General features: G+C 67.4%; 25 protein-coding genes. 15 read left to right on the forward strand and 10 right to left on the reverse strand.

Features of this window, described 5'->3' with window-relative positions:
• Positions 1-19: 19 nt before the first annotated feature.
• From GH664_RS07820 to maiA, 3 genes are read left to right on the forward strand one after another with little or no spacing between them, the layout of a single operon-like run.
• Positions 20-571, forward strand: a complete 552-nt coding sequence (locus GH664_RS07820; protein ID WP_153167490.1) for a VOC family protein — start codon at positions 20-22, stop codon at positions 569-571.
• Positions 568-1581, forward strand: a complete 1014-nt coding sequence (locus tag GH664_RS07825; protein ID WP_153167491.1) for a fumarylacetoacetate hydrolase family protein — start codon at positions 568-570, stop codon at positions 1579-1581. The genes GH664_RS07820 and GH664_RS07825 overlap by 4 nt, the downstream gene beginning before the upstream one ends.
• A gap of 4 nt (positions 1582-1585) precedes the next feature.
• Positions 1586-2230 (forward strand): maleylacetoacetate isomerase, encoded by a 645-nt coding sequence (maiA, locus tag GH664_RS07830; RefSeq protein ID WP_153167492.1) that lies wholly within the window; start codon positions 1586-1588, stop codon positions 2228-2230.
• Between the two features lie 65 nt (positions 2231-2295).
• On the opposite strand, the gene GH664_RS07835 is transcribed toward maiA, so the two are convergent.
• From GH664_RS07835 to GH664_RS07855, 5 genes are read right to left on the reverse strand one after another with little or no spacing between them, the layout of a single operon-like run.
• Positions 2296-2631, reverse strand: a complete 336-nt coding sequence (locus GH664_RS07835) for a DUF1840 domain-containing protein (RefSeq protein WP_153167493.1) — start codon at positions 2629-2631, stop codon at positions 2296-2298.
• 11 nt (positions 2632-2642) lie between these two features.
• Positions 2643-3200: a hypoxanthine-guanine phosphoribosyltransferase gene (locus GH664_RS07840; protein WP_153167494.1), complete on the reverse strand. Its 558-nt coding sequence runs from the start codon at positions 3198-3200 to the stop codon at positions 2643-2645.
• A gap of 29 nt (positions 3201-3229) precedes the next feature.
• Positions 3230-3595: a YqjK family protein gene (locus GH664_RS07845; RefSeq protein ID WP_153167495.1), complete on the reverse strand. Its 366-nt coding sequence runs from the start codon at positions 3593-3595 to the stop codon at positions 3230-3232.
• Entirely contained in the window at positions 3592-3975 is a 384-nt protein-coding gene (locus GH664_RS07850) for a phage holin family protein (protein WP_153167496.1), read from the reverse strand. The genes GH664_RS07845 and GH664_RS07850 overlap by 4 nt, the downstream gene beginning before the upstream one ends.
• Positions 3976-4029: 54 nt before the next feature.
• Entirely contained in the window at positions 4030-4341 is a 312-nt protein-coding gene (locus tag GH664_RS07855; RefSeq protein ID WP_153167497.1) for a YqjD family protein, read from the reverse strand.
• Between the two features lie 300 nt (positions 4342-4641).
• Here GH664_RS07855 and GH664_RS07860 point away from each other — a divergent pair, with 300 nt between their 5' ends.
• The 6 genes from GH664_RS07860 to GH664_RS07885 all read left to right on the forward strand — a co-directional run bounded on the left by GH664_RS07860 (position 4642) and on the right by GH664_RS07885 (position 9803).
• A complete protein-coding gene (locus GH664_RS07860; protein ID WP_153167498.1) occupies positions 4642-5811 on the forward strand; it encodes an ABC transporter substrate-binding protein in 1170 nt (389 codons plus the stop codon).
• An 86-nt stretch (positions 5812-5897) separates the two neighbouring features.
• On the forward strand, positions 5898-6764 hold the full coding sequence (locus GH664_RS07865; RefSeq protein ID WP_153167499.1) for a branched-chain amino acid ABC transporter permease: 867 nt from the start codon (positions 5898-5900) through the stop codon (positions 6762-6764).
• Between the two features lie 4 nt (positions 6765-6768).
• On the forward strand, positions 6769-7734 hold the full coding sequence (locus GH664_RS07870) for a branched-chain amino acid ABC transporter permease (protein WP_153167500.1): 966 nt from the start codon (positions 6769-6771) through the stop codon (positions 7732-7734).
• The gene (locus GH664_RS07875; protein WP_153167501.1) at positions 7731-8507 is read left to right on the forward strand and encodes an ABC transporter ATP-binding protein; all 777 of its coding nucleotides are present in this window, start codon (positions 7731-7733) and stop codon (positions 8505-8507) included. Before GH664_RS07870 ends, GH664_RS07875 begins: the two co-directional genes overlap by 4 nt.
• Positions 8500-9219, forward strand: coding sequence for an ABC transporter ATP-binding protein (locus GH664_RS07880; protein WP_153167502.1), 720 nt, complete (start codon positions 8500-8502; stop codon positions 9217-9219). Before GH664_RS07875 ends, GH664_RS07880 begins: the two co-directional genes overlap by 8 nt.
• A gap of 11 nt (positions 9220-9230) precedes the next feature.
• Positions 9231-9803: a hemerythrin domain-containing protein gene (locus GH664_RS07885; protein ID WP_153167503.1), complete on the forward strand. Its 573-nt coding sequence runs from the start codon at positions 9231-9233 to the stop codon at positions 9801-9803.
• Positions 9804-9840: 37 nt separating this feature from the next.
• On the opposite strand, the gene GH664_RS07890 is transcribed toward GH664_RS07885, so the two are convergent.
• Complete coding sequence (locus tag GH664_RS07890; RefSeq protein WP_153167504.1) at positions 9841-10626, reverse strand: exodeoxyribonuclease III; 786 nt, start codon at positions 10624-10626, stop codon at positions 9841-9843.
• 37 nt (positions 10627-10663) lie between these two features.
• Here GH664_RS07890 and pyrE point away from each other — a divergent pair, with 37 nt between their 5' ends.
• The 4 genes from pyrE to GH664_RS07910 all read left to right on the forward strand — a co-directional run bounded on the left by pyrE (position 10664) and on the right by GH664_RS07910 (position 14895).
• Positions 10664-11314: an orotate phosphoribosyltransferase gene (gene pyrE, locus GH664_RS07895; RefSeq protein ID WP_368857351.1), complete on the forward strand. Its 651-nt coding sequence runs from the start codon at positions 10664-10666 to the stop codon at positions 11312-11314.
• Complete coding sequence (locus GH664_RS07900; protein WP_153167506.1) at positions 11292-11960, forward strand: hypothetical protein; 669 nt, start codon at positions 11292-11294, stop codon at positions 11958-11960. Before pyrE ends, GH664_RS07900 begins: the two co-directional genes overlap by 23 nt.
• A gap of 68 nt (positions 11961-12028) precedes the next feature.
• Complete coding sequence (locus GH664_RS07905) at positions 12029-14116, forward strand: molybdopterin-dependent oxidoreductase (protein ID WP_153167507.1); 2088 nt, start codon at positions 12029-12031, stop codon at positions 14114-14116.
• Positions 14113-14895 carry an NAD-dependent deacylase gene (locus GH664_RS07910; protein ID WP_153167508.1) on the forward strand — a complete coding sequence of 261 codons (783 nt, stop codon included), beginning with the start codon at positions 14113-14115 and terminating at the stop codon, positions 14893-14895. Before GH664_RS07905 ends, GH664_RS07910 begins: the two co-directional genes overlap by 4 nt.
• A gap of 123 nt (positions 14896-15018) precedes the next feature.
• On the opposite strand, the gene GH664_RS07915 is transcribed toward GH664_RS07910, so the two are convergent.
• Positions 15019-18885 carry a DUF3683 domain-containing protein gene (locus GH664_RS07915; protein ID WP_153167509.1) on the reverse strand — a complete coding sequence of 1289 codons (3867 nt, stop codon included), beginning with the start codon at positions 18883-18885 and terminating at the stop codon, positions 15019-15021.
• A gap of 244 nt (positions 18886-19129) precedes the next feature.
• Between GH664_RS07915 and GH664_RS07920 the strand changes: the two genes are divergently transcribed.
• Entirely contained in the window at positions 19130-19516 is a 387-nt protein-coding gene (locus tag GH664_RS07920; protein ID WP_228111429.1) for a PsiF family protein, read from the forward strand.
• A gap of 106 nt (positions 19517-19622) precedes the next feature.
• Here the strand turns inward: GH664_RS07920 and GH664_RS07925 are convergent, their stop codons facing one another.
• The 3 genes from GH664_RS07925 to GH664_RS07935 all read right to left on the reverse strand — a co-directional run bounded on the left by GH664_RS07925 (position 19623) and on the right by GH664_RS07935 (position 22312).
• Entirely contained in the window at positions 19623-20489 is an 867-nt protein-coding gene (locus GH664_RS07925; protein ID WP_153167510.1) for an FHA domain-containing protein, read from the reverse strand.
• 89 nt (positions 20490-20578) lie between these two features.
• Entirely contained in the window at positions 20579-21505 is a 927-nt protein-coding gene (gene ttcA, locus GH664_RS07930) for a tRNA 2-thiocytidine(32) synthetase TtcA (RefSeq protein WP_153167511.1), read from the reverse strand.
• A 57-nt stretch (positions 21506-21562) separates the two neighbouring features.
• Positions 21563-22312, reverse strand: coding sequence for a pteridine reductase (locus GH664_RS07935; RefSeq protein ID WP_153167512.1), 750 nt, complete (start codon positions 22310-22312; stop codon positions 21563-21565).
• Between the two features lie 219 nt (positions 22313-22531).
• Here GH664_RS07935 and GH664_RS07940 point away from each other — a divergent pair, with 219 nt between their 5' ends.
• On the forward strand, positions 22532-23707 hold the full coding sequence (locus tag GH664_RS07940) for a class I SAM-dependent methyltransferase (protein ID WP_153167596.1): 1176 nt from the start codon (positions 22532-22534) through the stop codon (positions 23705-23707).
• Positions 23708-23710 lie beyond the last annotated feature (3 nt).

The raw sequence follows: 23710 nt of genomic DNA on the forward strand, positions 1-23710 counted from the left end.
ACCGGACAAGGAGACTGCAATGAATCCGATCGTCAAGAAGATCCACCATGTCGCGTACCGCTGCAAGGACGCGCTCGAAACCGCGCGCTGGTACGAGCAGCACCTGGGCATGAAGCTGGTGCTGTCGATCGCCGAGGACGCGGTGCCGTCCACCGGCGAGCCCGATCCCTACATGCACATCTTCATGGATGCGGGCATGGGCAACATCCTCGCCTTCTTCGAGCTGCCCACGCGCGCACCGATGGGCCGCGACGAGAACACGCCGGCCTGGACGCAGCACCTGGCGCTGGAAGTTGATTCGATGGACACGCTGCAGGCGGCCAAGGCGCGCCTGCAGGCTGCGGGCATCGACGTCGTCGGGCCGACCGACCATGCGCTGTTCCAGTCGATCTACTTCTTCGACCCCAACGGCCACCGCCTGGAACTCGCCTGCAACACGCACCGCCCCGGCATGCTGGAGGCGCTCGACAAGGTGAAGTGGGACATGCTGGAAGAGTGGGGGCGGACCAAGAAGGCGCCCAAGCACGCGGCCTGGATGCACGACGGCAGCTACAAGGAGATGTTCAAGTGAAACTCGCCACGCTCAAGCAAGGCGGCCGCGACGGCACGCTGGTGGTCGTCAATCGCGACCTGACCCAATGCCAGGCGGTGCCCGACATCGCCCGCACGCTGCAGGCCGCGCTCGACGACTGGGACACGGCCGCGCCCAAGCTGCGCGAGGTGTACGAGGCGCTCAACAACGGCCACGCCCGCCACGCCCAACCCTTCGACCAGGCTGCCTGTGCCTCCCCCTTGCCGCGCGCTTACCAATGGGCCGACGGTTCGGCCTACATCAATCATGTGGAGCTGGTGCGCAAGGCGCGCAACGCCGAGATGCCACCGTCCTTCTACACCGACCCGCTGATGTACCAGGGCGGATCCGACAGCTTCATCGGCCCGCGCGACGCGGTGGTGGCCGACGAGGCCTGGGGCATCGACTTCGAGGCCGAGGTCACGGTGGTGACGGGTGACGTGCCAATGGGCGCCACGCCCGCAGAGGCGGCGAAGGCGATCCGCCTGGTGATGCTGGTGAACGACGTCAGCCTGCGCAACCTGATCCCCAACGAGCTGGCGAAGGGCTTCGGCTTCTTCCAGAGCAAGCCGGCCTCCGCCTTCAGCCCGGTCGCGGTGACGCCGGACGAACTGGGCGACGCGTGGAAGGAGGCCAAGGTGCATCTGCCGCTGGTGGTGCATCTGAACGGCACGCTGTTCGGCAAGCCGGAGGCCGGCGTGGACATGACCTTCGACTTCGGCCAGCTCGTCGCCCATGTGGCGAAGACGCGCGAGCTGGAAGCGGGCTCAATCATCGGTTCGGGCACGGTGTCGAACAAGCAGGGCGACCTGTGGGGCTCGTCGATCGAGCATGGCGGCGTGGGCTACTGCTGCCTGGCCGAAGTGCGCACCTACGAGACGATCGAGCAGGGCAAGCCGGCCACCCCCTTCATGCGCGACGGCGACGTTGTGCGCATAGAGATGTTCGATCGCGAGGGACGCAACGTCTTCGGCACGATCGAGAACCGGGTGGCGGCGATCAAGGGCTGAGGCGATGAAGCTCTACACCTATTTCCGCAGCTCGGCCGCGTTTCGCGTCCGCATCGCACTGAACCTGAAGGGGCTTGCGTACGACGCGGTGCCGGTGCATCTGGCGCGCGGCGGCGGCGAGCAGCACCAGCCCGGCTACCGGGCGCTGAACCCCGCCGGCCTGGTGCCGGCGCTGGAGGTAGACGGGCAGGTGCTGACGCAGTCGCTGGCGATCATCGAGTACCTGGACGAAACTCACCCGCAGCCGCCGTTGCTGCCCGGTTCGCCGGCCGATCGGGCGCGCATCCGCGCCATCGCCCAGGCCATCGCCTGCGACATCCACCCGATCAACAACCTGCGCGTTTTGCAGTACCTGCAGCGGGAACTCGGGGCGAACGACGCGCAGAAGAACGCCTGGTACCGGCACTGGATCGAGGTCGGGCTTGCGGCGGTGGAAGCGATGCTGGCGGACGATGCGCGCACCGGCGCGTTCTGCCATGGCGACACGCCGACGCTGGCCGATTGCTGCCTGGTGCCGCAGGTGTTCAACGCGCGGCGCTTCGACTGCAGCCTCGAACCGTATCCGACGATCACGCGCATTGCGGCGCGCTGCGAGTCGCTGGAGGCCTTCCGCAAGGCGGCGCCGGCCAATCAGCCGGATGCCGAATAGGGGGAGGGTGGAGCAGGTCGCGCAGGCGAGGGCGCGAAGGGGCGCGAAGGATGCGCTCCCCGCGCCTAGACGCCCCAGGTGACCGGCACGCCTTCCTTCTGCGCCGCCTCGAGCATGTCGAGCAGCGGCCAGGCGCGTTGAGCGAAGCCGACCGGCGCGGCCATGCCGGTGCGCCCGGCTTCGCGGTCGGCGGCCTCGCTGGCTTCGGTGCGCGCGGCCTGGCGGGCGCGGTCTTCGTCGATGGCGGCGCGCAGGCTGGCGATGGCGGCCGGCAACTGCTCGACGGTGACGATGCCCTTGGCGTCCTCAGGGTCCTTGCCGAGGACGGCGATGAGCTTCTTCGCGGTGTCGCCGAACATGATGACGTCGGCGCTGGCAGCGGATTTGAACGTGACCAGCATGTCTCTTCCCCTCACAGTCCTTTCACGGCGTAGATGCCCGGCGCGTTGCGCCAGTAGCCCTTGTAGTCCATGCCACAGCCGAACAGGAAGCGGTCGGCGATGTCCAGGCCGGTGAAGTCGGCGCGCATGCCGGGGTAGGCCTTGCGTCCGTGCTCCTTGTGTACCAGCACCGCGGATAGCACCTCGCGCGCGCCTTCGGCCTTCAGGTAATCGATGATCGCGGCCAGCGTGTGGCCTTCGTCGAGAATGTCGTCCAGCACCAGCACCGTGCGGTCGCGCAGATCCAGCGTCGGGCGCACGCGCCAGTCGAGCATCGCACCCTTGAGCGCGTGGCCGTAGCGGGTGGCATGGAGGTAGCCGACTTCGAGCGGGAAGGGCAGGCGCGGCAGGATGCGGCCGGCAAGGATCAGGCCGCCGTTCATCACCGTATAGACGATGGGGTTGGTGTCGGCGAGGCGCGCGGTGATCTCGCCCGCCATGCGGTCGAGCGCGGCTTCGACGCTCGCGGCATCGGCGAGGCAGTCGGCCTCGGCCAGCGCGCGCTCCACTTCTTCGAGATTGATGGGCATGTCAGCCTTGTTTCCGTGTCCTGGTCGGTTCAGCCCAGCATGGCGCGCAGGCGCCCAAGCAGGCGCAGCAGCACCGAGGCGATGGCGGGATTGAGGGCGGCGCCACGGGCGCCGCGCAGGCGACGCCACAGCAGCCAGCCCACCCACGCGCGCTGGACCAGCCGGAAAGCGCGGCGCGGCCGTGTGGCGAGCAGCACCAGGGCGGCGATCGACAGCATCGGCGCCTTTTCGCGCGCCCATTGCACTCCACTGTGGAAGTGGTCGCGAAGGCGGTCGGCCGTGTCCAGGACGGAATCGACCGTCGCCAGGTGTCGCTGCAGCTCGCTGCGCTCGGCATCTGCCCGCATCTGCAGCCGCTGCTTGCGCAACGCAAGTTCGAGGATGCGCGGGTTCATTCCCTGTGCTGTGCTGCGTCGCGATCACGAGCGAGTTCGGCCAGGCTGGCGGCGAATAGCCGGCTGCCGCGTCGCAGCTCGCGCGCGGCATTGGTCGCCGTCAACAGGCCGCCGCCGAGAAACACTGCGCAGGCCAGCCCGAGCGCGAGCAGGCGGTGCGCTTCCCAGAACAGCACGGTGAGGAACACCGCCACGAAGACAAGGCCGAAGCCCAGCAAAACCGCCGACAACAAGGTGTTGAACAGCAGGCTGACGATGCGCAGCTTTTCTTCCTGCACCTCGACAGAAAGCAACTCGAGCCGGGTCTGCACGGCGTGCAGCCCGGTATCGAGGAGGCCGTGAAGGCTCTCGCTCAGGCGAGGTCTCGGCGCGTCACTCATGCTTGAGTCGGCTCGTGCAGCCGGCAGGGATGCCGCTGGAAAAAATCGAGCAGATCAACGACGGCCGGCCAGCAGGCCGAGCAGGAAGGCAACGCCGGCGGCGACGCCGACCGACTGCCAGGGGTGATCGTGCACATAGTCGTCGGTGGCACGCGCCGCCTTCTTGCTGCGGTCGATCAGCGCGGCCTCGGCGTCGGCGATGCGTTCCTTGGCCACGGCAAGACGATCGCCGAGGCGGCTGCGCACGTCGGTGAGCTTCTCGCCTGCCTGGCCGGCCGTGAGCTTGAGCAGCTCTTCCGCATCGGCGACGACCACTTTCAGGTCGCTGACGAGCTTGTCCCTGGACGGATTGTTGGTTTCACTCATGACATTCTCCATAACCTGGTTTTATGACGTTTGAGCTGCGCGGGCGTTTCAGGTCAACGCTAACCCCATTGGCCCGCGAAGGCAATTCCCGCTCGCCGTGAAGCAGTGGGGGCGGTGGCATGGAAAGGCCGAGGGGAATCCCGGGTGGCGGCGTGAATAAGTTACGATAATTTAATGATTAAATCCTATAATCTCGAAATTCTGGTCCTGCAGCATCGCCCACAAGAAGCGAGTCAGCGGCGACAGAGTTTCGAATACGCATTTCAACACCATCGTTCAACGAGACGAGGAGACAATCCCATGAAGCCCACCAAGCACATCATCGGCGCCACCGCTCTTGCCCTGGCGCTGGGCGCCGCGTTCGGCAGCGCGCAGGCGGACGACAAGGTCAAGGTCGGCCTGATGCTGCCGTCGACCGGAACCTACGCGGCGCTCGGCGCGGCGATCACCAACGGTTTCAAGCAGTTCGTCGCCGAGAACGGCGGCAAGCTGGGCGGCCGCGAGGTGGAGTACTACGCGGTGGACGACGAGTCCGATCCGGCCAAGGCGACGGAGAACGCCAACAAGCTGGTCAAGCGCGACAAGGTCGATGTGCTCGTCGGCACGGTGCATTCCGGCGTGGCGCTGGCCATGGCCAAGGTGGCCCGCGACAACAAGACGCTGATGATCGTGCCCAACGCCGGCGCCGACGAACTCACCGGCCCGCTGTGCGCGCCGACCCTGTTCCGCTCTTCCTTTACCAACTGGCAGCCGGCCTACGCGATGGGCAAGGTCGCGGCGGAGAAGGGGCACAAGAAGGTGGTGACGCTGACCTGGAAGTACGCCGCAGGCCAGCAGTCGACCGACGGCTTCAAGGAAGCGTTCGAGCAGGCGGGCGGCAAGGTCGTCAAGGAAATGACGCTGCCCTTCCCGAACGTCGAGTTCCAGCCTTTCCTGACCGAGATCGCCGCGCTCAAGCCTGACGCGGTGTATGTGTTCTTTGCCGGCGCCGGTGCGGCGAAGTTCGTGCGCGACTACCAGGCGGCGGGTCTGAAGGCCTCCATTCCGCTCTATGGCGCGGGCTTCCTGACCGATGGCACGCTGGAGGCGATGGGCGATGCCGGCAAGGGCTTGCTGACCACGCTGCACTACGCCGACGGTCTCGATAACAAGAAGGACGCGGCCTTCCGCCTGAACTACGCCAAGACCTACAAGATGCAGCCCGACGTCTACGCGGTGCAGGGCTATGACGCCGCCCAGCTCTATCAGGCAGGACTCGCGGCCGCTGGCGGCGACCCTTCGAAGCAGGAGGCCGTCATCAAGGGCATGGAGGCCGCCAAGATCGACAGCCCGCGCGGTGCCTTCACCCTGTCGAAGGCGCACAACCCGGTGCAGGACGTCTATCTGCGCCAGGCCGAGGGAACGCAGAACAAGGTCGTTTCCACCGCGATCAAGGGCCTCGCCGATCCGGCACGCGGCTGCAAGATGTAAGCGCGCCAGCGGCGCCTGCGGGCGCCGCATTCCCTCATTCTGTCCCCCGGCGCGCATGAAGCATGCCTGCCGGCTCGGAGTTCGTGATGGATTTCGCCACTTTCCTGATCCAGACGCTGAACGCGCTGCAATACGGCCTGCTGCTGTTTCTCGTCGCCAGCGGCCTGACGCTCGTGTTCGGCATCATGGGCATCATCAACCTGGCGCACGGCAGCTTCTACATGATCGGCGCCTACCTCGCCTTCGTGCTGACGAGCGCCACCGGCAGCCTGGTGCTGGCGATCGTGCTCGGCATTCCGCTGGCGCTGCTCTTCGGCGCCTTCCTCGAATGGCTGCTGTTTTCGCACCTCTACAAACGCGACCACCTCGAGCAGGTGCTGCTCACCTACGGCCTGATCCTGGTGTTCGAGGAGCTGCGCAGCCTGCTCGTGGGTAACGACGTGCATGGCGTGAACATTCCCGCCTTCCTCGATGCATCGATCCGGCTCACCGAGGTGATGACCTATCCGGTGTATCGGCTGGCCGTGTCGGCAGTGTGCGTCGTGCTGGCCGTGGCGCTCTACTTCGTCATCCAGCGCACCCGTCTGGGGATGATGATCCGCGCCGGCAACGACGACCGCACCATGGTCGAGGCGCTGGGCATCAACATCAACATGATCTACCGCGTCGTGTTCGCGCTTGGCGTCGCGCTCGCCGCGCTCGCCGGCATGCTGGCCGCGCCGATGTCGTCGGTGTTCCCGAACATGGGCAGCCAGGTGCTCATCATCTCCTTCGTGATCGTCGTCATCGGCGGCATCGGCTCGGTGTGGGGCGCGCTGGTGGCCGCGCTCATCGTCGGTTTTGCCGACACTTTCGGCAAGGTGCTGCTGCCGGAGATCTCGGGAATGATCGTGTACCTGGTGATGGCGGTGGTGCTGCTGTGGCGTCCCGAAGGCATCCTGAAGAAGGGCTGAGACGATGAACGCGCAAGCTTCCCTGATCTTCAAGCTGGTGGCGCTGGCCGTCCTGGCCTGCGTGCCGCTGAGTGGCGAATCCTTCTACGTCGAGATGATCTCCAAGATGCTGGTGATGGCGATCTTCGCCATGAGCCTCGACCTGCTGGTGGGTTTCACCGGCCTGGTCAGCTTCGGCCATGCAGCCTACTTCGGCATCGCCGCCTACGCGGCGGCGCTGCTGAGCCCGAAGTACGACGCCGGCAACCTGTGGCTGCTGCTGCCGGGGGCGGTCGGCCTGTCGGCGCTGGCGGCCTTCGTGATCGGGCTCTTCGTGCTGAGGACGAAGGGCATCTACTTCATCATGGTGACGCTCGCCTTCGCCCAGATGGCGTACTTCGTGTTCCACGACACGCCGGTGGGCGGCGGCTCGGACGGCATCTACCTGAACGTGAAGCCGTCGGCGGCGATCGGCGGCTGGGAGCCGTTCGACCTGGGCAACGGCACCCACCAGTACTACTTCATCCTCGCGCTCATGGTGCTGGTCTATCTGTTCCTGCGCCGGGTGCTGCAATCGCCCTTCGGCCGGGTGCTGGTCGGCATCAAGAGCAACGAGCACCGCATGCAGTCGATGGGCTACCTGACCTATCGCTACAAGCTGGGCGCGTTCACGCTGGCCGGTGCGCTGGGCGGCGTGGCGGGCTTCCTGTACGCGGTGCTGTTCGGCTTCGTGACGCCCGAGCTGCTGTCCTGGCACGAGTCGGGCAATGTGCTGCTGATGGTGATCCTGGGCGGCATGGGCAATCTGGTGGGCGCGGTCGTCGGTGCCTTCGCCTTCGAGGGCATGCGCGGCGTGTTCGAGAGCTGGACGGAACACTGGCAGTTGCTGATGGGCGGCGTGATCGTGGCGCTGGTGCTGTTCCTGCCGGGCGGCTTGTCGAGCTTGCCGGCGCGCATCCGCCGCGCGCTGCAGGGAGGAGAGGCGAAATGAGCGCAGCGAAGACCAACGAAGTGCTGCTCGAGGCGAAGAAGCTCACCCGCCGCTTCGGCGGCCTGGTCGCCAACCAGGACATCAGCGTCACCGTCGCGCGCGGCGCGATCCATGTGCTGCTCGGGCCCAACGGCGCCGGCAAGTCCACCTGCATCAACATGCTGTCGGGCGACCTGCCGCCGAGCGAAGGCACGATCACCTTCATGGGCCGCGACATCACCGGCCTGTCTGCCGCGCAGCGTTCGCGGGTGGGCATCGGCCGCAGCTACCAGCGCACCAACATCTTTCCTCAGTTCACCGTGCTGGAGAACGTCCGCCTTGCAGCGCAATCGCGCAACCAGCAACCGTGGCGCATCTTCAGCAAGGCGATGGAGCAGAAGTGGGCGCTGGACAAGGCCCACGCCTGCATCGAGGAAGCCGGCCTGGGCAAGCGCGCGGACTGGGTGTCGGGCGTGCTGAGCCACGGCGAGCAGCGCCAGCTCGAGATCGCCATGGTGCTCGCGACCGATGCGCAGGTGCTGCTGCTCGACGAGCCGCTCGCCGGCATGGGCTCGGACGAGTCGGCGAAGATGGTGGAGCTGCTGAAGAAGCTGCGCGCCACGCGCGGCATCCTGCTCGTCGAGCACGACATGGACGCGGTGTTTGCGGTCGCCGACGTGATCACGGTGATGGTCAATGGCCAGATGCTGGAATCCGGCCCGCCCGCCCAGATCCGGGCGAGCGTGGCGGTGCAGCAGGCTTACCTGGGAACGGAGGAGAGCTTCCATGTCTAACATGCTGCTCGAAGGCAAGGAGCTGCATACCTACTACGGCGCCAGCCACATCCTGCACGGCATCGACTTCCATATCCGCCAGGGCGAGGGCATCGCCCTGATGGGGCGCAACGGCATGGGCAAGTCCACGCTGATCAAGAGCATGCTCGGCCTCGTGCGCCCTCGGCACGGGCGCGTGCTGGTGCGCGGCGACGACTACACGCGCGCGCCCACCTATCGCACCGCGCAGCAGGGCATCGCCTACGTGCCTGAAGGGCGCGGCATCTTCAAGAGCCTGACGGTGCGCGAGAACCTGCTGATGTCGGCGCGTGTCGGCGTGGATGGCCAGCGCAACTGGACCTTCGACCGTGTGATGGAGACCTTCCCGCGGCTGGGCGAGCGCATCAACAATGGCGGCTGGCAGTTGTCGGGCGGCGAGCAGCAGATGCTCACCATCGGCCGCGCGCTGATGACCAATCCCGACCTGCTGATCCTGGACGAGGCCACCGAAGGCCTGGCGCCGCTGATCGCGATGGAGATCTGGCGCATCGTCAAGGAGATCCGCAAGACCGGCATCGCCACGGTGATCGTCGACAAGAACCACACGGCGGTCACCAGCATCTGCGACCGCGCGATGATCCTGGTGAAAGGCGAGGTGGTTTTCGACGGCACCAGCGACGAGATCCGCGCCAACCCCGACCTGATCCAGAAGCACCTTGGCGTGGGGCACTGAGGAGAATCGGCATGAAGAAGTCACTGTCCATCATCCACGATGAACACCGCGCGATCGCGGCCATGATGCACGGCCTGCGCCAGATCGTCGCCGGCATCGAGGCGGGCCGGCTCAAGCCCGACTTTGCGCTGTTCCGCGACATGGTCGAATACATCGACAAGGTGCCGGAGCGGGTGCATCACCCGAAGGAAGACCAGTACCTGTTCGCGCGGCTGCGCACCCGCTGCGCCGACGCGCTGCCGGTGATCGAGGCGCTGGAGGCGGAGCACCGCATCGGCGATGCGCGCATCCGTGCCCTGGAGACCGCGATGCAGCAGTACGAGCAGGCTGGCCAGGCAGGTTTTGCGGGCTTCAAGGCGGCGGTGAACGAATACGTCGAGGCCGAGTGGAAGCACATGAACCGGGAGGAGCACGAGGTCTTCCCGCTCGCCGAAAAGCACCTCGCCGACGAGGACTGGACGGCGATCGACGCGGCCTTCCTGTCCAACCAGAACCCGTGGCAGGGCGAGGCAGGGCAATACCAGAAGCTGTTCTCGAAGATCGTCAACATCGCCCCGGCGCCGGTCGGGCTGGGGCCGAGCTGAGTGCGTGCCGGCCGGGCGCCGCCAGGGCGGCCGGCCGTCAGGTCAGCGACCAGTCGTAATCGACCGTCAGCGGCGCGTGGTCGCTGAAACGCTGCTCCTTGTAGACGCTGGCTGTCTTCGCGCTGTGGCCGATGCCGGGCGTCGCCAGGTGGTAGTCGATGCGCCAGCCGACGTTCTTCGCCCACGCCTGGCCGCGGTTGGACCACCAGGTGTAGCTGTCGCCGCTCGCGTCCGGATAAAGCTGGCGATACACGTCCACCCAGCCCTGGCCATCGAACAGCCCCGACAGCCAGGCGCGCTCCTCGGGCAGGAAGCCCGAGTTCTTCTGGTTGCTCTTCCAGTTCTTGAGGTCGATCTCGCGGTGGGCGATGTTCCAGTCGCCGCAGATCACCACTTCGCGCCCGCTGGCGCGCAGGTCCGCGAGGTGTGGCGCGAAGCGTTCCATGAAGCCGAACTTGATCTGCTGCCGCTCTTCCGAGCTGGAGCCCGACGGCAGGTACAGCGACACCACTGACAGCGGGCCGAAGTCGAGCTGCAGGTAGCGGCCTTCGGCGTCGATGTCGGCGATGCCGAGGCCTTCGACCACCCGGTCGGGTGTGTGCCGGCTGTAGATGCCGACGCCACTGTAGCCTTTCTTCTCGGCGTGATGAAACCAGCCTTCGTAGCCGGCCGGCGCGCGCATCGCCTCGCTCATGTCGCCTGCCTGGGCCTTGAGTTCCTGCACGCAGACGAGGTCAGCGTCCTGCGCCGGCAGCCAGTCGAGGAATCCCTTGGTGGTGGCGGAGCGGATGCCGTTGAGGTTGAGGGAGATGATGCGTAACATGGACGGGTTTCCAATTCTTTGCTGCACTGCAGCCTGAATCGTGGATTTTAGCCGGGATTTCATCGCACTCGCCTGTCGCAAGGGCGTCCTCCGCTTCGGTGCCTTCGTCACCAAGGCCGGGCGCAATTCGCCTTATTTCTTCAATGCGGGCCTGTTCGACGACGGGGAGTCGTTCCGCGAGCTGTGCGGTTTCTACGCGCGCTCCATCCGCGCGTCCGGCGTCGCCTGCGACATGCTGTTCGGGCCGGCATACAAGGGCATTCCGCTGGTGGCGGGCGCCGCCATCCGACTGGCCGAGGACGGCGTGAACCTGCCGTTCGCCTTCAACCGCAAGGAAGCCAAGGACCATGGCGAGGGCGGCACCCTGATCGGCGCGCCGCTGGCCGGCCGCGTCCTGATCCTCGACGACGTCATCTCTGCGGGCACCTCGGTGCGAGAATCGGTCGACATCATCCGCGCCGCGGGCGCCAGCCCAGCGGGCGTGGTGATCGCGCTGGATCGCATGGAGCGCGGCAAGGGGACGCTGTCGGCGGTGCAGGAAGTGGCGGAAACCTTCGGCATTCCAGTCATCGCCGTCGCAACGCTCGAGGATCTGATCTCCTTCCTGGCCGACAGCCCGGAGCTCGCCGCCAACCTCGACGCAGTGAAGGCCTATCGGGAAACCTATGGGATCGCGTCGACTCGCTGACTTCGCGCTTGCCGCCGGCCTCATCCTGCCGCTTGGCTGGGCTCTGCCGGCCGCCGCGCAGGTGACGGCGAAGAGCATCTACTGCTGCGAAGTGGGCGGTCAGCCGATCTGCGGCGACGTGCTGCCGCCGGCCTGCTATGGGCGTGGATACCGCGAGCTCAGCCCGCAGGGCACGATCCGGCGCGAAGTGCAGGCGCCGCTTTCGGCAGACGAAGTCGCGCGGCGCGAGGATGAATTGCGCCGTCGGCGGCTGGCCGACGCCGAGGCGCTCAAGCAGCAGCGCATCGACCGCGCCCTGCTCGAGACCTATCGCAGCCTGGACGATCTGGACGCGCGGCGCGGCCGGGCACTCGCCGAGCTCGACCACTCCATCGAAACCCTGCGCCAGCGCGAAGCCGATCTCATTCAACGCCAGCGTGACCTGATCCGCGAGTCCTCGCTGAGCGACTCGCGCCAGGGGCGGCAGGACATCGCCGAGGACATCCGCAGCCTCGACAGCGAGATCGTCGCGCAGCGCACGGTCATCGACGTCAAGCAGCGCGAGCGCGAGGCGGTGCGAAGCCGCTTCGAGGAGGATCGGCGCCGCTATGTGGAATTGACCCAGCCGTCGTCGCGCTCGGCGACGCCACAGCCGATGCGGCGCTGATCGGCCACTGCAGCGCCGCTTGCCGCGCGCCGCGGCATCCATCCAGAGCCCATTTGCGGAATCGATCGATGAGCATTGCATCGCAAGGCGTGGTCCGCGCCGCCTGCCCGCACGACTGTCCCGACACCTGCGCGATGGAAGTCACCGTGGCCGACGGCCGCGCGGTGAAGATCCGCGGCGCGGCCGACATGCCCTTCACCAACGGCGCGCTGTGCACCAAGGTCGCGCACTATCTCGATCGCGTGTATTCGGACCAGCGCCTGCTGCATCCGATGAAACGTGTCGGACGCAAGGGCGAGGGGCGCTTCGAGCGCATCTCGTGGGACGAGGCGCTCGACACCATTGCCGCCAGGTTCCGCGACATCGCCGCCGATGATCCGCGCGCCATCCTGCCCTACAGCTACGCCGGCACCATGGGCCTGGTGCAGGGCGAGAGCCTGGACCGGCGCTTCTTCCATCGCCTGGGCGCATCGCTCCTCGACCGCACGATCTGCGCCTCGGCCGGCGCGCTGGGCTGGAAAGCGACGATCGGCGCATCCATCGGTACCGACCCCGAGGCGGTGGTCGATGCGAAGCTGATCCTGATCTGGGGCGGCAACCCGGTGGTGTCGAACCTGCACGGCTGGCGCTACCTGCAGGAAGCGAAGCGGCGCGGTGCCAAGCTCGTGTGCATCGATCCGCGCCGCTCGGAAACCGCGGCGAAGTGCGACGTTCATCTGGCGCCGTGGCCGGGAACGGACGGTGCGCTCGCATTGGCGATGATGCAGGTGCTGATCGCCGACGACCTGCTCGATCACGACTACATCGCCCGCCATACGACTGGATTCCCTCAACTCGCCGAGCGGGTGCGCGGCTGCACGCCGGAGTGGGCCGCACCGCTGACCGGCCTGCCGGTCGACGTCATCCGCAGCCTGGCGCGCGAATATGGTGACTGCCGCGGTGCGGCCAGTCCCTCGCTGATCCGGCTCAACTACGGCCTCAACCGCTGCGCCGGCGGTGGCATGGCGGTGCGCAACATCGCCTGCCTGCCGGCGCTGACCGGCGCCTGGCGTCACGCCGCCGGTGGCGCGCTGCTATCGACCTCGGGCAATTTCCCCATCGACCACAAGGCGCTGCAGCGGCCGGACCTGTATCCGCGCCAGGAAGGGCGCCCGCCGCGCACCATCAACATGGCCTTCATCGGCGAGGCGCTGCTCGAGGCACAGGAGCCGCCGATCCGCGCGATCTACGTCTACAACTCCAACCCGGTCGCGGTGGCGCCCGACAGCAACCGGGTGAAGGCGGGCTTCGCGCGCGAGGATCTGTTCTGCGTGGTGCACGAGCTGTTCCAGACCGACACCGCGGATTACGCCGACATCCTGCTGCCGGCTACCAGCCAGCTCGAGCATCGTGACGTCCATGGCACCTACGGTCACCTGTATGCGGTGGCGAATTTTCCGGCGATCGCGCCGCTCGGCGAAGCCAAGCCGAACACCGAAGTCTTCCGCCTGCTCGCCGAGCGCATGGGGTTTACCGAGCCGGCGCTGTTCGAACCCGACGAGAAGATCGCCGCAGCGGCCTTCCGCCTCGGCGACCGCCGTGCACTCGGCGTGACGCCGGCGGCGCTGGCGCAGCGCGGCTGGGGGCGGCTCAACCTGCCGCGGCCCTTCGCGCCCTTCGCCGAAGGTGGTTTCCCGACGCCCTCGGGCAAGTGCGAATTTCATTCCAGTCTGCTCGCCGCGATGGGGCAGGATCCGTTGCCGGCCTGGCATCCGCCGGCGGAGTCGCCGGTCAGCAATCCGGCGCTGGCGGCACGCTACCCGCTGGCGCTGATCACGCCGCCGGCGCGCAACTTCCTCAACACCAGCTTCGCCAACCTGCCGCGTTTTCGCGACGAAGAGGGTGGGCCGAGGCTGCAGATCCATCCCGACGATGCTGCCGCGCGCGGCATCGCCGACGGCGCGCGGCTGCGCATCCACAACGACCGCGGCGAGTTCCAGGCGCAGGCGGAGGTCACCACCGACGTGCGGCGTGGCGTGGTGGTGAGCCCGTCGGTGTGGTGGCAGAAGTTCTCCGGCGACGGCAACAACGCCAACGCGGTGACGTCGTCCGCGCCGACCGACATGGGCGGCGGGCCGATCTTCTACGACTGCCTGGTCGAGGTCGCGCGCGCATGAGGGACGAGGCGCAACTGCGTGCCGCGGCGGCGCTGCTGGCCGACGCGCGGCGCATCCTGTTCATCACCGGCGCCGGCATCTCGGCGGACTCCGGCCTGCCCACCTACCGCGGTATCGGCGGCCTCTACCATGAGCGGCTCACCGACGAAGGCCTGACGATCGAGCAGGCGCTGTCCGGCCAGATGATGGCTGCGCATCCGGAAGTCACCTGGAAATACCTGGCCGAGATCGAGGCCAACTGCCGCGGCGCGCGACCCAACATCGCGCACGACATCATCGCCGCGCTGGAGCGCGAGAAGCCCGGCACCTGGGTGCTGACGCAGAACGTGGACAGCCTTCACCACCTCGCCGGCTCGCGCAACCTGATCGAGATCCACGGCAGCCTGCACCGTCTGCGCTGCACCGAATGCCCGCATTCGCGCAGCATCCCCGACTTTGCCGGCATGCAGATCCCGCCGCTGTGCCCGGCCTGCGGCGGCATCATGCGCCCCAACGTGGTGCTGTTCGGCGAGGAACTGCCCGCGCGCGGCATCGAACGGCTCGAAGGCATCCTCGCCAACGGGCTCGACCTGGTCGTGTCCATCGGCACCACCAGCGTCTTCCCCTATATCGCCGGCCCGGTGGTGTGGGCGCGCCGCACCGGCGTCCCCACCATCGAGATCAATCCCGGCGTGACCGACGTCAGCCACATCGTCACCCACCACCTGCGCATGCGCGCCGCCGATGCGATGCCGGAGCTGTGGCGCCGCATGCATCCGCCGGAGCCGGCGGAAGACTGATACGCGGCAGCCCCTGGGAGAGGCGACTCGGGAGGGGCAGGCGACGCTCCAAGTCGCGCTCAAGCGCGCTCCTACAACACTGCGCCCCGCTGTAGGAGCGCGCTTGAGCGCGATCGCCGGCGATTACAGCAGCACGCGCTCGATACCGCCGTTATTGGCCTTGTTCACATACTCCGGCATCCAGTTCTCGCCCAGCAGGTGCTTTGCCAGTTCGACGACGATGTAGTCGGGCTCCACGCCGCCGGCGTCGTTGGCGTAGCGGTGCATGCCCTGCAGGCAGCTCGGGCAGGAGGTGAGGATCTTCACCTTTGCGTTCGGGTCGTCCTCGCGCAAGTTCGCCGCGCCCTTTTCGATTTCTTCCTGCTTGCGGAAACGCACTTGGGTCGAGATGTCGGGGCGCGCGACCGCCAGGGTGCCGGACTCGCCGCAGCAGCGGTCGGACAGGTCGACGCGCGTGCCCATCAGCTCGTTGGCCACCTTGATGCCCTGGTACTGCTTCATCGGGGTGTGGCAGGGCTCGTGGTACATGTATTTGACGCCCTGCACGCCGTCGAGCTTCACGCCCTTTTCCATCAGGTATTCGTGGATGTCGAGCAGGCGGCAGCCGGGGAAGATCTTCTCGAATTCGTACTTCTGCAACTGGTCCATGCAGGTGCCGCAGGACACGATCACCGTCTTGATGTCTAGATAGTTCAGCGTGTTGGCGACGCGGTGGAACAGCACGCGGTTGTCGGTGGTGATCTTCTGGCCCTTGTCCTCCTCGCCGGCGGCGGTCTGCGGATAGCCGCAGCACAGGTAGCCCGGCGGCAGCACCGTCTGCGCGCCGACGTGGTAGAGCATGGCCTGGGTGGCCAGGCCTACCTGGCTGAACAGGCGCTCGGAGCCGCAGCCGGGGAAGTAGAACACCGCCTCGGACTCGCCGTTGGCCTTCTGCGGGTCGCGGATCACCGGGATGACCTTGTCGTCCTCGATGTCGAGCAGCGCGCGGCTGGTCTTCTTCGGCAGGTTGCCGGGCATCGGCTTGTTGATGAAGTGGATCACCTGTGCCTTGATCGGCGCCTTGCCCAGCGTGGACGGCGGCGTCTTCACCTGCGGCTGAATCAGGCCGAGCTTCTTGCCGAGGTCGTGTGCGAAGCGCTGTGCCTTGTAGCCCCAGTCGATCATGCCGGTGCGGATCAGCTTGATGGTGGCTGGATCCTTGATCGTCAGGAAGGCCATCGCTGCTGCCTTGCCAGGGTTGAACGACTTCTTGCCCTGCTTGCGCAGCAGGTTGCGCATCTTGATCGACACGTCGCCGAAGTCGATGTCCACCGGACAGGGCTTCTCGCACTTGTGGCACACCGTGCAGTGGTCGGCCACGTCCTCGAACTCGGCCCAGTGCGCCAGCGACACGCCGCGGCGGGTCTGCTCCTCGTACAGGAAGGCCTCGATCAGCAGCGAGGTGCTGAGGATCTTGTTGCGCGGGCTGTACAGCAGGTTGGCGCGCGGCACGTGGGTGGAGCACACCGGCTTGCACTTGCCGCAGCGCAGGCAGTCCTTGATGTCGTGCGCGATGTCGCCGACGTCGGTCTGCTCCATGATGAGCGACTCGTGGCCCATCAGGTTGAAGCTGGGGGTGTAGGCGTTGTCGAGATTGCCGCCCTTCATCAGCTTGCCGCGGTTGAAGCGGCCTTCCGGGTCCACCTTCTTCTTGTAGGCCCAGAAGTTGGCCATCTCGTCGTCGCTGAGATAGTCGAGCTTGGTGATGCCGATGCCGTGCTCGCCGGAGATCACGCCATCCAGGCTGCGCGCCAGCGCCATGATGCGATCGACCGCGCGGTTGGCCGTCTGCAGCATCTCGTAGTGGTCGGAGTTCACCGGAATGTTGGTGTGCACGTTGCCGTCGCCGGCGTGCATGTGCAGCGCGACGAAGACGCGGCCGCGCAGCAGCTCGCGGTGGACGTCCTGGATGCGCGCCAGCACTGGCGCGAACACCGCGCCGTCGAAGCTATTCTTCAGCAGCGGGCGCAGCTCCTTCTTCCACGACACGCGGATCGAGTAGTCCTGCAGGCGGTGGAACAGGCGCGGGTTGTCGGCACGGTTGGTCAGCGGGCCGGCCTCGATGCCGTATTGGGCGAACTGCGGCTCGGCTTCGGCCAGCGGCAGGTCGAGGTTGTCGAGCAGCCACTGCCAGCGCGCGCGCACCGCGGCGATCTGCTCCAGCGCCGCCTGGCGGTGGTCGCCGATCAGCTCTTCCTTGGCGACATCGGCATCGCCGGCGTCGAGCGGCAGATCGCCCTGCAGGAACTCGGTGAGCGCGTCGCACAGGTCGATCTTGTTGCGGGTCGACAGCTCGATGTTGATGCGCTCGATGCCATCGCAGTATTCGCCCATGCGTGGCAGCGGGATGACCACGTCCTCGTTGATCTTGAACGCGTTGGTGTGGCGCGAGATCGCCGCCGTCTTGCTGCGCTCGAGCCAGAAGCGCTTGCGCTGCTCGGGGCTGACGGCGATGAAGCCTTCGGCGCCGCGTGCGTTGGTCATGCGCACGACCTCTGAGGCAGCGGCCATCACCGCGTTCTCGTCGTGGCCGACGATGTCGCCGATCAGCACCATCTTGGGACGGCCATGGCGCTTGGCCTTGGTGGCGTAGCCCACCGCCTTCACGTAGCGCTCGTCGAGGTGCTCGAGGCCGGCCAGCAGCACGCCGGCGGCGTTGCCGGCACCGCCCGGCTTGAACCAGTCGGTGATCTCGACGATGGCCGGCACCGCCTCGCGCACCTGGCCGAAGAACTCCAGGCACACGGTGCGGGTGTGCGGCGGCATCTTGTGCAGCACCCAGCGCGCCGCGACGATGAGGCCATCGGTGCCTTCCTTCTGCACGCCCGGCACGCCGCCGAGGAACTTGTCGGTGACGTCCTTGCCCAGGCCGATCTTGCGGCAGCTCGCGCCGGGCAGCGACAGAATTTCCTCGCCCAGCGGCTTGTAGCTCAGGCCGTCGAAGCGGCGCAGGCGGAAACGGACCGTTTCCTGCTCGTGGATCTTGCCGAAGTTGTGGTCGAGGCGCTCGACTTCCAGCCAGTTGCCGTCCGGCGTGACCATCTTCCACCACGCCAGGTTGTCCAGCGCGGTGCCCCATAGCACCGCCTTCTTGCCACCGGCGTTCATCGCGATGTTGCCGCCGATGCAGGACGCGCTGGCCGAGGTCGGGTCCACCGCGAACACGCGGCCTGCAGCAGCAGCCGCTTCGGCGACGCGCTCGGTGACGACGCCGGCGCCGGTGCGGATGGTGGCGTAGGGCTGGGCCATCGGCCCGTCGATGCCGGGCAGCACGATCTCTTCCACCGCGCTCATCGCCAGCAGCTTCTCGGTGTTGATCACCACCGAACTGGCATCCAGCGGAATGGCGCCGCCGGTGTAGCCGGTGCCGCCGCCACGCGGGATGATGGTCAGCCCGAGCGCGATGCATTCGCGCACCAGCGGGGCCATCTCTTCCTCGGTGTCGGGGTAGAGCACGACGAAGGGGTATTCCACGCGCCAGTCGGTGGCATCGGTGACGTGCGACACGCGCGCATGGCCGTCGAAGCAGATGTTGTCGCGCCGCGTGTGACGTGCCAGCGCCTTCAGCGCGGCCTTGCGGCGGCGCGCGGTGGCGTCGAACCAGCGCTCGAACTCGCCGATGGCCTCGCGCGCGCGGGCGATCAGCAGCGCCACGCGGTCGTTGCCCTGGCGGCGGGATTCGATCGCGTTGAGGCGGTGGTTCAGCGCGCCGATCAGCGCCTCGCGCCGCTCGCGGCTGTCGAGCAGGTCGTCTTCCAGGTAGGGGTTGCGGCGCACCACCCAGATGTCGCCCAGCACCTCGTACAGCATGCGCGCCGACCGCCCGGTGATGCGCTCGCCGCGCAGCTCGTCGAGCACCGACCAGGCTTCGGCGCCGAGCAGGCGGATCACGATCTCGCGGTCGGAGAACGAGGTGTAGTTGTAGGGGATTTCTCGCAGGCGTTGCGTCATGGGCGTAGCTGAAACGACGGCTTGGGAACTCCAGATTCTAGCAAACGCAGTGCACCATGCGGGGAAATCAAGACCTTGCACGAAGTAGGGGAGATCCGCGCCGTTCCGCGGTCCGCGGAGGGTTCGGTTGAGGGGTGCAGCGCCACTCGGAGCGGCTCTCTCGAATATTTCTTTGACATTAAAATATGACGAACGCAGAATCTCGGCGTCCCTCTGGACGACATCCACATCAATGGAGACCGAAATGATGAAGAAGGTTCTGTCCGCGGTTGCCGCATCCTGCGCCCTGCTGGCGCTCGCCCCGGCCGACGCCCTCGCCGGCGCGCAGCAGGAAAGGATGAAGCGTTGCAGCCAGGAAGCGCGCGAGCAGACGCTCAAGGGTGATGCGCGCAAGGCGTTCATGAGCACCTGCCTGAAGGGCAAGCATGCGCAGGAGGCCGGTGCGGAAGCGGCGCCGGTGGCCGCCGAGCGCAAGGCCTCGGCGCCCGCGACCGAGGCACAGGCCACGGCTCAAGCCCCGGCGAAGCGCGCCGATACCGCCAAGCGCAAGGCCTGCAACCAGGCCGCCACCGAGCAGACGCTGCGCGGGGCAAAGCGCAAGACCTTCATGGAGGAATGCATGAGCGCGTGAGGTCGCGGCTCGGGGGCGGCGCAGGCCGCCCCTGAAGGAGCCGCGGCGGAGCCGGGGTGCTGAGGACGCACCTTCTCAGGCGGATCTCCGCCAGGTGAATGACGGTTCAGACGATGTCGAAGAACACCAGGTCGCGCTCGATCTCGCCTGCCGAAAAGCCACAGCCGATGCGGCCGGGGCCACGCAGTGGAATCTCGCCGTGCTTGACGCAGGTCTCGCGCGCACCGTCGACCGAAACGTAGGTGCCGTTGGAACTGTCATCGACCAGTATGAAGCCGTCGCGGCGGCGTTCGATGCGGGCGTGCTGGCGCGAGGCCCGCGGATCCATGATGACCACATCGTTGCCGAGTTCGCGCCCGATTAGCAGCACCGGGCGCTGCTCCTCGACGAAGAGGACGTCCTGCTGGTGGCGCAGCCGCAGTCGTTGCGACAGACGCACGGTCGGCGGCAGCGAGGTGACCATGCCCGCGCGCTGCCCCACCGCATGGACGGGCACGCCCAGCGCATCGATTTCAGCGCTGCGGATCTCCTGCGGGTTTGCCGCGTGCCGTGCGGCCGGCGTGAGCAGCAGCACCGCCGGGCCGCTGACCAGGGCCTGTTCGTGCCGCGCGAGCTTGGCCAGCCGCTGCGCCAGCGCGGGGCCGTGGCCCTGGGTGGGATCGGATTCCACCATGCCGTAGTGCAGGCCGATGCAGACCGTCTGCCGCGTGCCGCTCAGGGGCGGCAGGCTGCGCACTCGGTCCAGGATCTCGCAGGCGGCCAGGATGCCACTGTCGCAGCGCTCGAAGCCGGCGAGGACGGAATCGGCGCGACTGTCGATGACGGTGCCGCCATGGCTGTCGATGGATCGCTCGATGCGCCGCATGCAGCGATCCAGCGCGTGTGCGGCCTCGTCCGCACCCAGGCGCGCAGCGAGGCGCGCATCGCTGGGAAGCGTCGCGGCGAGGACACACAGATTCTTGCGCTCGGACATCGGGAGGGCGTCGGTTGGCGTGAAAAGCCTCGGGAAACCGGGGAATGATGATGAAACGCCCCCGCCGATGCAAGGGCTCGCCACGCGCTTCAGTCGTCGCTCGGATGCAGCCCGAAGAAGCGCACCGCTTCGCCCGCCGGGCGCGGGAACTCGGGCGGATCGAAGGCGGTGTCCCCTTCCTCCACCCGCGTCTGCTGCGTCAGGCCGACGAAATCGAACAGTTTCGCGTCGGCGAGGTGGGAGGGCACGACGTTCTTCAGCGAGGTCGCCAGCGATTCGATGCGGCCCGGATAGTCGCGTGCCCAGCCCTGCAGCATTGCCTTGATCTGCTTGCGCTGCGCGTTCTCCTGCGAGCCGCACAGGTTGCAGGGGATGATGGGGTAGTCCATGGCGCGCGCGAAGCGGGCGATGTCGTTCTCGGCACAGTAGGCCAGCGGCCGGATCACGACGTTCTCGCCGTCGTCGCTCACCAGCTTGGGCGGCATGGCCTTGATCTTGCCCCCGAAGAACATGTTCAGGAACAGCGTTTCCAAGATGTCGTCGCGGTGGTGGCCGAGCGCGATGCGGGTGGCGCCGATCTCCTTCGCGGTGCGGTAGATGATGCCGCGGCGCAGGCGCGAGCACAGCGAGCAGGTCGTCTTGCCCTCGGGGATCTTGTCCTTGACGATGGAGTAGGTGTCCTCGGTGACGATGCGGTACTCGACGCCGATCGACTCGAAGTACTGCGGCAGGATGTGATCGGGGAAGCCGGGCTGCTTCTGGTCGAGGTTCATCGCCACGATGCGGAAGTCCACCGGTGCGCGCTCACGCAGCGCCAGCAGGATGGACAGCAGCGTGTAGGAATCCTTGCCGCCCGATACGCAAACCAGCACGGTGTCGCCATCGCCGATCATGTTGTAGTCGGCGATCGCCTCGCCCACATTGCGCTCGAGCTTCTTCTTCAGGCGCAGGAAGGTGTTGGAGTGGCGGTTGCCGGCGGCGTCGGCGGGCTGGGCGGGGGCGAGGGCGACGGTCACGTGCGGGCTCGAGCTGGAAAATGTTGCGGAATTATACATTTACCGCGCCAAACCGCCTCACAGGTGGATGCTGCGGCCACCGTCCACCGCGAGGATCTGGCCGGTGATGTAGGGCGCATCCAGCAGCAGGAAGCGCACCGTGCGGGCGATGTCGGCCGGGCTGCCGGTGCGCTGCAGCAGGGTGTGGGCGACGATGCGCGCGCGCTCCTCGGGCGGAAACTGGCCGTCCTCGGGCCAGTCGATCGGCCCCGGAGACACGCCATTCACCCGCACCTCGGGCGCCAGCTCCAGCGCCAGCGCCCGCGTCAGGCCGGCCAAACCCGACTTGGCGACCGAATACAGCAGGTAGTGGCGCAGCGGCTGCTCGGCATGGATGTCGACGATGTTGACGATGGCGCCCCGCGTTTCCCGCAGCGCCGGCGCCAGGGCCTGGCTCAGGAACAGCGGTCCCTTCAGGTTGGAGCCGATGAGATCGTCCCAGGCGGCGCGGTCGATGCGGCCGACTTCGGTGGGGAAGAAGCTGGAGGCGTTGTTGACGAGGCCGTCGAGGCGGCCGTAGCGCGCCAGCACCGCCTGCGCGACACGCTCCGGCACGCCGTCGACGGCGAGATCGCCGCCCACGGTGAAGGCCGAGCCAGGGCGTGCGATGTCGAGCTCGGCGGCCAGCCGCTCGGCCGCGGTGGCGCTCTGCCGGTAGTGCAGCGCGATGCGGGCGCCGGCCTCATGCAGCGTGCGCACGATTTCTGCGCCAACGCGGCGCGCGCCGCCGGTGACGAGGACGACGGGGGCTTGTACCGGATCTTTCATGTCGGGATGCAAGGCAGGGGCATTCGGTGGAGTTCAGGGTTGCAGCGCGCGCCACGGCATGCGAAGTCCGCGACGCTGGGCATCAGAGCCGGATTATAGGTGCGGGTTCCGTCGCGCCCGCGATCGCCGCGGCCGACGGATCCCCGGCCATCGCATTCGCGCGTGCGCATGCCCGGCGCCGGTACAATGCCGCCTCGCCCAATCCGCCGCCTTGCACCCATGTCCTCGCTGCCCACGCCCTCTCCCGATGCGCTCGAACAGAGCGCCCGCCTGCTCGAACACGTCACGGCGGAGATCGACAGGGCTGGGGGCTGGATTCCGTTCTCGCGCTACATGGAGCTTGCGCTGTATGCGCCCGGCCTCGGCTATTACAGCGGCGGGGCGCGCAAGTTCGGTCCGGGGGGGGATTTCATCACCGCGCCGGAGCTCACGCCGCTGTTCGGGCAGGCGCTGGCGAACCAGGTCGAGCAGGTCATGCGCGCGAGCGCGCCGCAGATCATCGAGGTGGGCGCCGGCACCGGGTTGCTCGCCGCCGATTTGCTGCAGGAGCTGGAGCGGCGCGGCGCGCTGCCGGAACGCTACGACATTCTCGAGCTGTCGGGGGAATTGCGCGAGCGCCAGTTCGACACCCTGGCGCAGAAGGTGCCGCAGCTCGCCTCGCGTGTGCGCTGGCTGGACGCCTTGCCCGACACCTTCTCAGGCGTGGTGGTGGCCAACGAGGTGCTGGACGTGATGCCGGTGCATCTGGTGGTGTCGCGGTCCGAGGGGCTGTTCGAGCGCGGCGTGGTGTTCGCCGCCGATGCAGCCGGCCACAAGGCCCTGCGCTGGGCCGACACGCCGGCTTCTGGCGCGGTGGCCGACGCGGCGCGCGCACTCGACTTGCCGCAGGCGCAGCAGGGCGAATACGTCACCGAGATCAACCTCGCCGGGCGCGCCTGGGTGGCGGCCTGGGCAGAACGGCTGCGACAGGGCGCGCTGCTGCTGATCGACTATGGCTATCCGCGCGCCGAGTACTACCTGCCGTCGCGCTCGAGCGGCACGCTGCTGTGCTACTACCGCCACCACGCGCACGGCGACCCCTTCCTTTGGCCGGGGCTCAACGACATCACCGCCTTCGTCGATTTCACCGCGGTGGCCGAAGCGGCCTTCGAGGCCGGCCTGGACGTGCAGGGCTACACCAGCCAGGCACAGTTCCTGTTCAATTGCGGGGTGCTCGAATGCCTGGAACGGCGGGGCGCGCGCGAAAGTGCCGACTACATCCGCGCTGCGCGCGCGGTGCAGCGGCTGACCACGCCGCAGGAGATGGGCGAGCTGTTCAAGGTGCTCGCGGTGAGCCGCGGCCTGTCCGGCCCGCTGCTCGGTTTTCTGCGCGGCGACCGGCTGCACGCGCTGTAGCGC

Source organism: Thauera sp. 2A1 (genome assembly GCF_009469595.2).
Classification (GTDB): domain Bacteria; phylum Pseudomonadota; class Gammaproteobacteria; order Burkholderiales; family Rhodocyclaceae; genus Thauera.

What these genes read in the sequence shown, in the direction of transcription:
- GH664_RS07885 (WP_153167503.1), top strand. Translation starts at nt 9,231, where the DNA reads ATGAAGAAGTCACTGTCCATCATCCACGATGAACACCGCGCGATCGCG.
- GH664_RS07850 (WP_153167496.1), bottom strand. Translation starts at nt 3,975, where the DNA reads ATGAGTGACGCGCCGAGACCTCGCCTGAGCGAGAGCCTTCACGGCCTC.
- GH664_RS07910 (WP_153167508.1), top strand. Translation starts at nt 14,113, where the DNA reads ATGAGGGACGAGGCGCAACTGCGTGCCGCGGCGGCGCTGCTGGCCGAC.
- maiA (WP_153167492.1), top strand. Translation starts at nt 1,586, where the DNA reads ATGAAGCTCTACACCTATTTCCGCAGCTCGGCCGCGTTTCGCGTCCGC.
- GH664_RS07925 (WP_153167510.1), bottom strand. Translation starts at nt 20,489, where the DNA reads ATGTCCGAGCGCAAGAATCTGTGTGTCCTCGCCGCGACGCTTCCCAGC.
- GH664_RS07880 (WP_153167502.1), top strand. Translation starts at nt 8,500, where the DNA reads ATGTCTAACATGCTGCTCGAAGGCAAGGAGCTGCATACCTACTACGGC.
- GH664_RS07900 (WP_153167506.1), top strand. Translation starts at nt 11,292, where the DNA reads ATGGGATCGCGTCGACTCGCTGACTTCGCGCTTGCCGCCGGCCTCATC.
- GH664_RS07940 (WP_153167596.1), top strand. Translation starts at nt 22,532, where the DNA reads ATGTCCTCGCTGCCCACGCCCTCTCCCGATGCGCTCGAACAGAGCGCC.
- GH664_RS07845 (WP_153167495.1), bottom strand. Translation starts at nt 3,595, where the DNA reads ATGAACCCGCGCATCCTCGAACTTGCGTTGCGCAAGCAGCGGCTGCAG.
- GH664_RS07840 (WP_153167494.1), bottom strand. Translation starts at nt 3,200, where the DNA reads ATGCCCATCAATCTCGAAGAAGTGGAGCGCGCGCTGGCCGAGGCCGAC.
- GH664_RS07855 (WP_153167497.1), bottom strand. Translation starts at nt 4,341, where the DNA reads ATGAGTGAAACCAACAATCCGTCCAGGGACAAGCTCGTCAGCGACCTG.
- GH664_RS07860 (WP_153167498.1), top strand. Translation starts at nt 4,642, where the DNA reads ATGAAGCCCACCAAGCACATCATCGGCGCCACCGCTCTTGCCCTGGCG.
- GH664_RS07920 (WP_228111429.1), top strand. Translation starts at nt 19,130, where the DNA reads ATGATGAAGAAGGTTCTGTCCGCGGTTGCCGCATCCTGCGCCCTGCTG.
- GH664_RS07875 (WP_153167501.1), top strand. Translation starts at nt 7,731, where the DNA reads ATGAGCGCAGCGAAGACCAACGAAGTGCTGCTCGAGGCGAAGAAGCTC.
- GH664_RS07935 (WP_153167512.1), bottom strand. Translation starts at nt 22,312, where the DNA reads ATGAAAGATCCGGTACAAGCCCCCGTCGTCCTCGTCACCGGCGGCGCG.
- GH664_RS07870 (WP_153167500.1), top strand. Translation starts at nt 6,769, where the DNA reads ATGAACGCGCAAGCTTCCCTGATCTTCAAGCTGGTGGCGCTGGCCGTC.
- GH664_RS07890 (WP_153167504.1), bottom strand. Translation starts at nt 10,626, where the DNA reads ATGTTACGCATCATCTCCCTCAACCTCAACGGCATCCGCTCCGCCACC.
- GH664_RS07915 (WP_153167509.1), bottom strand. Translation starts at nt 18,885, where the DNA reads ATGACGCAACGCCTGCGAGAAATCCCCTACAACTACACCTCGTTCTCC.
- GH664_RS07835 (WP_153167493.1), bottom strand. Translation starts at nt 2,631, where the DNA reads ATGCTGGTCACGTTCAAATCCGCTGCCAGCGCCGACGTCATCATGTTC.
- GH664_RS07865 (WP_153167499.1), top strand. Translation starts at nt 5,898, where the DNA reads ATGGATTTCGCCACTTTCCTGATCCAGACGCTGAACGCGCTGCAATAC.
- GH664_RS07820 (WP_153167490.1), top strand. Translation starts at nt 20, where the DNA reads ATGAATCCGATCGTCAAGAAGATCCACCATGTCGCGTACCGCTGCAAG.
- GH664_RS07905 (WP_153167507.1), top strand. Translation starts at nt 12,029, where the DNA reads ATGAGCATTGCATCGCAAGGCGTGGTCCGCGCCGCCTGCCCGCACGAC.